A 9,022-nucleotide genomic window follows, 5' to 3' on the forward strand; every position below is an offset into this window, starting at 1 on the left:
CCGCACTGGCTGGTGCCGGCGCCGCGCGCCAGCAGCGGCGCGCCGGCGTCGCGCGCGATGTTCAGCGCGAGCGCGAGGTCGGCCTGGTCGCGCGGCACCACCACGCCGACCGGCAGGATCTGGTAGATGGAAGCGTCGGTGGCATAACGCGCGCGGCTGGCGCGGTCGAACAGGACGTCTCCCCGGAGTTCCTTGCGCAGGCGGCGCGCCAGCGGACTGCCGGAGCCCACGGCCGACGGCACGAGGTGGACGGGCTTGACTAAGGGAGGCAGGTATTCGGTTTTCATGATCGTTCCTGGGCCCGGCGCCGTGCGGCGCGGGCCCGGCGCAGCCATGCCGCGCGGAATCCCGGCGCCCGGCTGCGCGGTTGTCTCCTGTAGGAATGCGCGCGCGCCGCGGCGGCGGCGGCGATACTGCCGGCACGGCCGGCCACGTGCGCGCGCTCTTGTCGCGGGCGGCAGCGCTGCCCGCCCGCCGTCCCGGTCAGCCCTTGGCGAGCGCCGGCACGGTCTGGCCGGCGAGATAGTCGAGCGCCGCGGCCACGCCGCTGCCTTCGAGCTTCACGCCGGCGATCTTCAGGCCCATCTCGCAGCCGGACAGCGCCGCCATCAGCGTCAGGTCGTTGCAGTCGCCCAGATGCCCGATGCGGAACATCAGCCCGCGCAGCTTGCCCAGGCCCGCGCCGAGCGAGATGTCGAAGCGCTCGTAGGTGACGCGCCGTACCATGTCGGCGTCCACGCCGGGCGGCATCATCACGCCGGTCAGCACCGGGCTGTAGACCTCCGGGTCCACGCACTGGATCTCCAGGCCCCACGCGCGCACCGCGCGGCGCGCGGCTTCGCCGAGCCGCTGGTGGCGCGCGAAGACGTTGTCGAGGCCCTCGGCCAGGATCATGTCGATGGCCTCGGACAGGCCGTACAGCAGGTTGGTGTTCGGCGTGTACGGCCAGTAGCCGGTCTTGTTCATCTCCAGGATCTCCGCCCAGCCGAAGAACGCCTTGGGCAGCTTCGATTGCCTGCTGGCTTCGATGGCCTTCGGCGACAGCGCGTTGAAGCTGATGCCGGGCGGCAGCATCAGGCCCTTCTGCGAGCCGGAGATGGTCACGTCCACGCCCCACTCGTCATGGCGGTAGTCGGCCGAAGCCAGGCTGCTGATGGTGTCGACCATGAGCAGCGCGGGGTGGCGCGCGGCGTCGATCGCCTGGCGCACGGCCGCGATGTTCGAGGTCACGCCGGTGGAGGTTTCATTGTGGACCACGCACACAGCCTTGATCTCGTGGCCGGTGTCCGCTTCCAGGCGCGCCTGGATCATCTGCGCGTTCACGCCGCGCCGCCAGCCCTCGATGCCGGGCAGGCCCAGGAACTCGGGTTGCAGGCCGAGGTTGCGCGCCATCTTGTCCCACAGCGTGGCGAAGTGGCCGGTCTCGTACATCAGCACCTTGTCGCCGGGGCTGAGCGTGTTGGTCAGCGCCGCTTCCCACGCGCCGGTGCCGGAGGCGGGATAGATGATGACCGGGTGCCGGGTCTTGAAGATGGTCTTGATGCCTTCGAGCACCTTCAGGCCAAGCGCGCCGAATTCCGGCCCGCGGTGATCGATGGTCGGATAGCTGATGGCGCGCAGGATGCGGTCGGGCACGGGGCTGGGGCCGGGAATCTGCAGGTAGTGGCGGCCGGCGGGATGGAAGTCCAGCTTGAGCATTGCGTTCTCCTCTCTGATGGAATCGCTCTGGTAAATCGCTCCGATGAAGCGAAATGAATTTTGAATACAATCTAGCAGACCCCTCCCTTAAAATCCGGCAACTTCCCTTGAAGTTTTCTCAATCTCGCTTGAACGCGGATTCCGTCCTGTTTCCGGTAGAATTTTTTTCATGAAACCGGAGAACACCGCCATGCCCACGGCATCGTCTTTTTCACCCGCGCAGCCATGCCGCCGCCGAGCAAGCTGACGCGCGCCATCCTGCACGACAGCGTGGTCGCGCACCTGCGCCGGTGCATCGTCGAGGGCGCGCTCGCGCCGGGCCAGAAGCTCAACGAGCGCGAGCTGTGCGAGGTCATCGGCGTGTCCCGCACGCCGCTGCGCGAGGCGCTGAAGGTGCTGTCGGCGGAAGGGCTGGTCGAGCTTTCGCAGAACCGCGGCGCCTCGGTCGCCACCATGTCGGAAGACGAGATCGGCGATGCGTTCGAACTGCTCGGCGGGCTCGAAGCGTTTGCCGGCGAGCTGGCGTGCGAGCGCATCACCGCCGCCGAACTGGCGGAGATCCGCGCGCTGCACGGCGGCATGCTGGCCTGCCGGGCGCGCAACGACCTCGCCGGCTACTACGACCGCAACCAGCAGATCCACGACCGCATCAACGCGGCGGCGCGCAACGGCGAGCTGAGCCAGGCCTACGCGGCCGTCAACCGGCGGCTGCAGGCGCTGCGGTTCCGCTCGAACCAGCAGGCGCCGAAGTGGGACAGCGCGATCCACGACCACCACCAGATGCTGCTCGCGCTCGAAGCGCGCGATGGCGCGAGGCTGGCGCGGATACTGCGCGACCACCTGCGCAGCAAGCGGGATGCGGTGCTGCCCGGCGCCGTGGCGGCCGGCCCGCTGCCCGCGCCGCGCCACGAAGAGCGCCGGCCCGCTGCCGCGCATCCGGGCTGACATGGCCCGGCCGCCGCCGGCCGCCGCGCTCGCGGTATGATTTGCGGTGCACAAGAACCGCGTCAAATCCGATCGATGAGAATCCCGTCTGTTGTGCAGCGTCCCGCCACGCTCGTGGTCTTGCTGGCGTGTCTTGGGCTGTTGCTGTGGTGGTGGCTGCTGCGCCCCACCGAGGTGATCGAGACCACACCGGTAGGCCGCGGCGACATCGAATCGAGCGTGACCGCGCTCGGCCTGCTGCAGCCGCGCAGCTACGTCGACGTGGGCGCGCAGGCGTCCGGCGCCATCCGCCGCATCCACGTCCAGCCCGGCGACGCCGTCAAGAAGAACCAGTTGCTGGTGGAGATCGATCCCGCCGTGCAGCAGTCGCGCGTGGACGCCGACCGCGCCACGCTGGCCAGCCTGCGCGCCCAGCTCGACGAGCAGTACGCGCAGCGCGACCTCGCCCGCCAGCAGTGGGAGCGCCAGCGCCACATGGCGGCCGACGGCTCCACCCGCGACGAAGACGTGCAGTCCGCGCAGGCCGCGCTGCGCGTGGCGCTGGCGCGCATCGACAACCTGCGCGCCCAGATCGACGGCGCCTCGTCCGCGCTCAAGGGCGACGAGGCCCAGCTCGGCTTCACCCGCATCTACGCGCCCATGAGCGGCACCGTGGTCACGCTCGACGCGCGCGAGGGCCAGACCCTCAACGCCACCTACCAGACCCCCAACATCCTGCGCATCGCCGACCTGTCCGCCATGACGGTCTGGACCGAGGTGTCCGAGGCCGACGTGCGCCGCGTGCGCCCGGGCATGCCGGTGTACTTCACCACGCTGGGCGTGCAGGACGAGCAGGGCAGCGCGCGGCGCTGGCGCGGCCAGGTGCGCCAGATCCTGCCGGCGCCGCCCACGCCGGCCGGCGCCGCGCCCGCCGCCACCACCGCCGGCGCGCCGGCCACGCCCGCCGGCAAGGTGGTGCTCTATACGGTGCTGTTCGACGTGGACAACGCCGACCGCGAACTGATGCCGCAGATGAGCGCGCAGGTGTTCTTCGTGGCCGCCAGCGCGCGCAACGTGCTGGTGGCGCCGCTGCCGGCGCTGCAGGCGGTGAGCGGCCAGCCCGGGCGCTACACCGCGCGCGTGCTCGACGCCCAGGGCAGGATCCTGGTGCGCGAGGTGGCCACCGGCGTGCGCGACCGCCTGAGCGCGGAGGTGCTGTCCGGCCTCAAGGAAGGCGAGCGCCTCGTCACCGGCGTGCGCTACGAGCGCGCCGCCGACGGGAGGTTCCGATGGTAGACCTGCTGGCGGAGGCGCGGCCCGCGGCGGCCGGCGCCCCCGCATCCACCCCCGCTTCCGCGCCCGCTTCCGCATCCTCCGCCCCGGCCGGCGCCGCGCCGCCGCTGATCGCGCTGCGCGACGTGCGGCGCTCCTACGCGGGCACCGACGGCGGTCCGGCCACCGAGGTGCTGCGCGGCGTCTCGCTCGACATCGGCGCGGGCGAGTTCGTCGCCATCGTCGGCGCCTCGGGCTCGGGCAAGTCCACGCTGATGCATATCCTCGGCTGCCTGGACCGGCCCAGTTCCGGGCAATACCGCTTCGCCGGCCAGGACATCGCGCGCTTCGACGCCGACGAGCTGGCCTGGCTGCGCCGCGAGGCCTTCGGCTTCGTGTTCCAGGGCTACCACCTGATCCGCACGCTCGACGCGCTGCGCAACGTGGAGATGCCGGCGGTCTACGCCGGCGCGGGGGCGGACGCGCGCGAGCACCGCGCGCGCACGCTGCTGGGCCGGCTGGGGCTGGCCGAGCGCGCCGCGCACCGGCCCGCGCAGCTGTCCGGCGGCCAGCAGCAGCGCGTGTCGATCGCGCGCGCGCTGATGAACGGCGGGCACATCATCCTGGCCGACGAGCCCACCGGCGCGCTCGACAGCAAGAGCGGCGCCGAGGTCGTGGCGCTGCTGCGCGAGCTGGCCGACGCCGGCCACACCGTGGTCCTCATCACGCACGACCGCGCGGTGGCCGCGCAGGCGCGGCGCATCATCGAGATCCGCGACGGGCAGATCGTGTCCGACACCGGCAATGCCGCGCCGCTCGCGGAAGCCGGCGCCCCGCCCGCCCCGCCTATGCCACCCGTGCCGCCCTCGCTCGACGCGCGCCGCTTCCCCGCCGCGATGGCCGCGGGCGTGGCCCACACCGCGCGCCCCTGGACCGAGATGCGCGAAGCCTACGCGGCGGCATGGAGCGTGATGTGGGCCAACCGCTTCCGCACCGCGCTCACGCTGCTCGGCATCATCATCGGCGTGGCCTCGGTCATCGTGATGCTGGCGGTGGGCGCCGGCACCCAGGAGAAGGTCATCGCCAAGATGGCGAGCTTCGGCACCAACCGCATGTACGTGGTGCCCGGCGGCGACAACGCGCGCGGGCCGGGCGGCGTGCTCACCGAAGCCGACGTGCCGACCGTGCGGCAGGCGCCCCACGTGGCGGCGGCCATGCCGATGCTGCGCGGCAAGGTCACGCTGCGCGCCGGCAACCTGGACAGCTTCGTCAACGTGTGGGCCGTCACCACCGACGCGCAGCGCATCATGAACTGGAAGGCCGCGCGCGGCCTGTTCTTCAGCCAGAACGACGAGCGCAGCCTGGCCACCGTGCTGCTGCTGGGCAAGAAGACGCGCGAGCGCATGTTCGGCGACCAGAGCCCGCTGGGCGCCTACGTGCTGGTCAACAACGTGCCGTTCCAGGTCATCGGCGAGCTGGAGGAAAAAGGCGCCACCTCGGGCGACTCGGACGACGACGACGTGATATTGATGCCCTACTCCACCGGCAGCCGGCGCCTGCTCGGCACCACGCAGTTGTCGTGGATCTCGGTGCTGGTGGACAAGCTGGAGAACGCCGACGATGCCGCGCGCGGCATCACCGAGGCGCTCGAGGCCAGCCACCGCGTGCGCGACTTCCGCGTGTACAACCGCGCGGCCTCGGTCAAGGCGCAGGAAGAAACGCAGCAGACCATGACGATGATGCTCGGGCTGGTGGCGGCGATCTCGCTGCTGGTGGGCGGCATCGGCGTGATGAACATCATGCTGGTGACGGTCAAGGAGCGCACGCGCGAGATCGGCATCCGCATGGCCACCGGGGCGCGCCAGCGCGACATCCAGCGCCAGTTCCTGACCGAGGCCATCACCGTGACGCTGGTCGGCGGCGTGGCCGGCGTGATCGCCGGGCTGGCCGTGGGCGCCGCGCTGATCCACTGGGAGGTGCCGGTGGTCTTCTCGGTGCGCGCCATCCTCGGCGCGTTCGGCTGCGCGCTGGCCACCGGGCTGGTGTTCGGCTTCATGCCGGCGCGCCAGGCCGCGCGGCTGGACCCGGTCGAAGCGCTGGCCAGCGAATGAGGCGCCCGATGCGATTTCCCATGCCCGCCCCGCGGCATTCTCCCCCGCGCCCTTCTCTTGCGCGCGCGCCGGCCTGGCTGCTGGCGCTGGCGCTGGCCGGCTGCGCCGGCGCGCCGCCCGGCGACGTGCCGCCGCTGGACGTGCCCGCCGCGTGGCGCCATGACGCGGGCGCCGCCGGCGACCCCGCCGGCCCCGGCTGGTGGCGGCGCTTCGGCAGCGGCGAACTGGCCGCGCTGATCGAGCAGGCGCGCGGCGGCAGCTTCGACCTCGCCGCGGCCGCCGCGCGCGTGCGCCAGGCGCAGGCCCAGGCCCGCATCGCCGGCGCGCCGCTGCTGCCGGAGGTGAGCCTGAGCGCCACCGCGCAGCGGCTGCGCGAGCCGCAGGCCAGCGTCACCGGCTACTACACGGCCGAGCTGTTCGCCACCTACGAGATCGACCTGTGGGGCGGCAACGCCGCCGCGCGCGACTCGGCGCTGGCCACGCTGCAAGGCACCGCCCGCGCGCGCGACACCGTGGCGCTGACACTGACGGCGTCGGTGGCCGCCAGCTACCTGCAGGCCGCGGCGCTGCGCGAGCGCGTGGACATCGCGCAGCGCAACCTCGCCACCGCCGAGCGCATCCTGGCGCTGGTGGCCTCGCGCGCCCGCGCCGGCGCCGCCACGCCGCTGGAGCTGGCGCAGCAGCGCGGGCTGGTCGCCACCCAGCGGCAGGACCTGGAGCAGCGCCGGCAGGAAGCGCGCGGCAGCCTGACCGCGCTGGCGATCCTGCTGGGCCGCCCGGCGCCGGGCTTCGACATCGCCGCCAGCACGCTCGACGGCATCGCCATGCCGACCGTCGCCGCCGGCGTGCCGGCCGGCCTGATCGTGCACCGGCCCGACCTCGCCCAGGCCGAGCGCGCGCTCGCCGCGGCCGACGCCGACATCGTGGCCGCGCGCGCCGCCATGCTGCCCTCGCTGACCCTGACCGCGGGCGCCGGCGTGGGCGCGGACCGGCTGCACGACCTGCTCGACACCTCGCTGTACAGCCTCGCCGCCGGCCTCGCCGCGCCGATCTTCAACGCCGGCCGCCTGGCCGCCGGGCGCGACTTCGCCATCGCCCGGCGCGAGGAACTGCTGGCCGCCTACCGCGGCGCCATCGTCAACGCCTTCGGCGACGTGGAAAACGCGCTCAACGCCGTCGACGGGCTGACGCGCCAGCGCGACGCGCAGGCCGAGGCGCTGGCGCAGGCGCGGGAAGCCGCGCGGCTGGCCGAGTCGCGCTACCGCGCCGGCGCCGAGACGCTGCTGACCGTGCTCGACGCCCAGCGCACGCTCTACGCCGCGCAGGACAACGCGGTGCAACTGCACCTGGCGCAGCTGCAGGCCAGCGTGGGGCTGTTCCGCGCGCTCGGAGGGGGATGGGAAGATGGCGCCGCCGCCGGCGGTGGCAACCTGCTGTCGCGGGACGCGCGGCCGGGGACCCGCGGCTGACCGAAGCGGCGCCCGCGCGGCGGGCGGCGGGCGGCGGGCGACGTTCAGGCCCGCGGATACAGTCCCAGCCGCTGCGCCTGCACCCGGGCCAGGCCCAGCAGCGCATTGGTGAACGGCGTCGGCACGGCCGTGATCTGGCCCAGTTCGCGCACGGCGGCCACCAGCGCGTCGAGCTCGACCGGCCTGCCGGCCTCCACGTCCTGCAGCATCGAGGTCTTCATCGCGCCGAGCCGCAGCGTGACCGCGAGACGGTCGGCCGGCGCCTGGTCGATCGTGATGCCGCAGCGCTCGCCGATGGCCTTGGCCTCCAGCATCACGGCGGTGACGAAATCGCGCACCAGCTCGTCGCCGAGGATGCGGTCCGAGGTGGCGCCGGTCAGCGCGCTGATCGGGTTCATGGTCATGTTGCCCCACAGCTTGTACCAGACATCCTGCTGGATGCGGTCCGACGCCTTCGCGTCGAACCCGGCGCCGGCGAACATCGCCGCCAGCGCCCTGACGCGCTCGCTCGGCTGCCCGCTCGCCTCGCCCAGGATCAGGCCGCGGCCCTGGCGGTTGCGCACCACGCCCGGCGCGTCCAGCATGCAGCTCGCGTGCACCACGCAGCCAACGGTCTGCCGCGCCGGAATGGCCGCCGCGATCGCGCCGTCCGGGTCGACCGAGGCCAGCCGCTTGCCGGCGAACGCCGGGCCCAGGCCATCGCAAAACCACCACGGCACGCCGTTCATCGCGGTCAGGACGGTCGTGTCCGGACCCAGCAGCGGCGCGATGCGGCCGGCCACGGACGCCAGCGCCGGCGCCTTCACCGCAACCACGACGAGATCCTGCGGGCCAAGCGCCGCCGGATCGTCGCTGGCGCGCACCGCCACCGCGCGGGGCTCGGCCTCCTGGCCCTCTCCCTCCACCAGCCGCAGCCCGTGGCTGGCCAGCGCATCGAGCGTGGCGCCGCGCGCGACGACGCTGACCTGCGCCCCCGCCTCGGCCAGCTTCACGCCGATCCAACCGCCGATCGCGCCGGCGCCGTAGATACAAACCTTCATGTGTCACTCCTTGTAGCCGGGACCGATACGGTCCAACGCGACGGAACGCGCCCCCTGGGGCGCCGGCCATCGCCATCACTTGCCGTGGATCACCTGCTGTGGTCGTGGCGGTCCCCGCCCATCGGGTCGACGATGATCATGGTGCGGTCGAGCACGCCGCGGTCGTCGAAGTAGATGCTGAAATGCGCCTGCAGATAGCCGTTCGTGTACATCCGGTACGACCATGCCTCGCGCTTCATCAGCGGGTAATACTCCACCGGCTCGCGCGGCATGCCGAAGCGCTCGACCACGTCCTGCTTGGTCCAGACGCCGGGCTTGGCTTCGTAGATCTCCTTCTCGGTCAGCATCTGGCGGAAGTTCGTCAGCCTGCCGCCGGCGTCGAAGTCCGCCGCGTAGACCTCGTGCCCGAGCGGCTGCCGCGAGTAGATCCAGCGGCTGGTGCCGTCGGCCAGGTGGTAGACGTCGGTCGGGTTGCCGAAGGTGGTCTTGACCGCGTCTTCGGGCGCGC

The 9,022-nt window shown here is 72.6% G+C and carries 8 protein-coding genes; 4 read left to right on the top strand and 4 right to left on the bottom strand.

The features are described from left to right. Positions 1-287 (bottom strand): FAD-binding oxidoreductase (locus K206_RS37270; protein WP_043365001.1); only part of this gene is annotated, 287 nt, incomplete at its 3' end. 196 nt (positions 288-483) lie between these two features. After that, a complete protein-coding gene (locus tag K206_RS0101205; RefSeq protein ID WP_020200580.1) occupies positions 484-1,698 on the bottom strand; it encodes an alanine--glyoxylate aminotransferase family protein in 1,215 nt (404 codons plus the stop codon). Between the two features lie 225 nt (positions 1,699-1,923). Here K206_RS0101205 and K206_RS37275 point away from each other — a divergent pair, with 225 nt between their 5' ends. The 4 genes from K206_RS37275 (at position 1,924) to K206_RS0101225 (ending at position 7,474) form a co-directional block, all read left to right on the top strand. After that, positions 1,924-2,643 carry a GntR family transcriptional regulator gene (locus K206_RS37275; RefSeq protein ID WP_020200581.1) on the top strand — a complete coding sequence of 240 codons (720 nt, stop codon included), beginning with the start codon at positions 1,924-1,926 and terminating at the stop codon, positions 2,641-2,643. A gap of 75 nt (positions 2,644-2,718) precedes the next feature. Beyond that, positions 2,719-3,918: an efflux RND transporter periplasmic adaptor subunit gene (locus tag K206_RS0101215; RefSeq protein WP_052165763.1), complete on the top strand. Its 1,200-nt coding sequence runs from the start codon at positions 2,719-2,721 to the stop codon at positions 3,916-3,918. Beyond that, entirely contained in the window at positions 3,912-6,005 is a 2,094-nt protein-coding gene (locus tag K206_RS0101220) for a MacB family efflux pump subunit (RefSeq protein WP_020200583.1), read from the top strand. Before K206_RS0101215 ends, K206_RS0101220 begins: the two co-directional genes overlap by 7 nt. A 20-nt stretch (positions 6,006-6,025) precedes the next feature. Continuing rightward, entirely contained in the window at positions 6,026-7,474 is a 1,449-nt protein-coding gene (locus K206_RS0101225; protein ID WP_020200584.1) for an efflux transporter outer membrane subunit, read from the top strand. Between the two features lie 44 nt (positions 7,475-7,518). Here the strand turns inward: K206_RS0101225 and K206_RS0101230 are convergent, their stop codons facing one another. Next, positions 7,519-8,514: a 2-dehydropantoate 2-reductase gene (locus tag K206_RS0101230; protein WP_020200585.1), complete on the bottom strand. Its 996-nt coding sequence runs from the start codon at positions 8,512-8,514 to the stop codon at positions 7,519-7,521. A gap of 89 nt (positions 8,515-8,603) precedes the next feature. Beyond that, the coding region (locus K206_RS43545) for a hypothetical protein (RefSeq protein ID WP_020200586.1) at positions 8,604-9,022 on the bottom strand (419 nt) is incomplete at its 5' end.

Source organism: Cupriavidus sp. WS (genome assembly GCF_000395345.1).
Lineage (GTDB): Bacteria > Pseudomonadota > Gammaproteobacteria > Burkholderiales > Burkholderiaceae > Cupriavidus > Cupriavidus basilensis_B.